Below are 1182 nucleotides of genomic sequence, written 5' to 3'. Positions count from 1 at the left end.
TGCGCTTTAAGTCTATGATGTCAAAGACTTTTTTCACCAACTACGAGCCATGTTATCCGCCGGACGGACAGCCATATCCGGTGATTCAGCGTCTACAACAAAGTTAGACCTCCCACACCGTCGATTCACTTTGAACGTAGAAAGCACCGATGAAAGAATATTTCAAAGACGTACAAGTTGACTTGCTAAAGTTAATAGGCGCGGTTTTTCTTGTCTTTGCTGGCGCCTACACACCAACACTTGCCGAAAAGCCGACATCAACAATGCTGATTCTTGGGGCCATTTTCTCCGCTCTTGGTGGGGCGTTGGCACCTGAAGCATTTAAAAATACAAAGAGCTATATTAAAGAAATTTCACCGCGAATAAACTCTATAAACAGATCCTTGGCAACTGCCACATCAAAAATATCAAGCATCGTGTCCGCGCAAATAAATGGAGCAAATAACGCACTCGTAGCGGAGCGTATTGCTGAAATTGTTCCCTTCCTTCGCGCAGCAATGGTGGATCTTGGCGAAATAACTGGAACAAAATTCGACCCATCCATGCTTAATGAAACACTAGATTCATTAGGGAATTTAATTACAAAACTGGAGCACGGCGGCGCTGATGCTGAATCCGTCACATCGTTGAAAGATATTTACCAAGGACTAACATCGCAATCTTCTGCAAAAACGCAAGAAACAATCAATTGCCCCCACCAAGGCTGCGGCGAGGCAAATTCAGTCAATCTTGGCGTACTACCTGGTTCTAGTGCTTTGCCAACGTGTCATAAATGTGGCAAGAAATTTCATGCCCATCGAGCACCTGATGGAACTACTTTTACAAAGCTTCCAGGAAAGCCTGCTGCAGCTTAAATGCCATGAAAGGCAGGTCTAACTGGTCGTTGCACGCGGACGCCAACACTGGCCATGCCTTCGGCATTTTCATGGCCAGTGTTGGTGCCCTCCGCCTTCGGCTCCGGCGCCGGTGAACTTGGCGTTGAACTAAACCGCTGACGCGGTGGTTGGCTTTCACAGGCCGCCACCGCGTTTTTGTTGGCGCACGGCTTGCAGTCAGGGGCGTTGATGACAAGCCTTCGATCTGGGCACTTTTGCCCGGCATAGAAGGAGATAGTCATGACCGAACTACGCCAACGCATGATGGACGCCATGCTGGTGCGCGGCCTATCCGCACGCACCCAAG

At 48.8% G+C, this 1182-nt stretch carries 2 protein-coding genes; one reads left to right on the top strand and one right to left on the bottom strand.

What is annotated here, in order from left to right:
* Nucleotides 1–149: 149 nt before the first annotated feature.
* The gene (locus ACE3T3_RS15925; RefSeq protein WP_374668645.1) at nt 150–854 is read left to right on the top strand and encodes a hypothetical protein; all 705 of its coding nucleotides are present in this window, start codon (nt 150–152) and stop codon (nt 852–854) included.
* Here the strand turns inward: ACE3T3_RS15925 and ACE3T3_RS15920 are convergent.
* A partial coding sequence (locus ACE3T3_RS15920) for a hypothetical protein (protein ID WP_374668643.1) occupies nt 851–1182 on the bottom strand: 332 nt, incomplete at its 5' end. The genes ACE3T3_RS15925 and ACE3T3_RS15920 overlap by 4 nt on opposite strands.

The organism is Acinetobacter sp. (assembly GCF_041919735.1).
GTDB lineage: Bacteria > Pseudomonadota > Gammaproteobacteria > Pseudomonadales > Moraxellaceae > Acinetobacter.
The sequence above is the reverse complement of the archived record's forward strand: the minus strand, read 5'-3'. Positions and strand labels throughout refer to the sequence as shown.

Excerpts from the sequence above, each read along its gene's own strand:
- ACE3T3_RS15925 (WP_374668645.1), top strand. The coding sequence starts at position 150 with ATGAAAGAATATTTCAAAGACGTACAAGTTGACTTGCTAAAGTTAATA.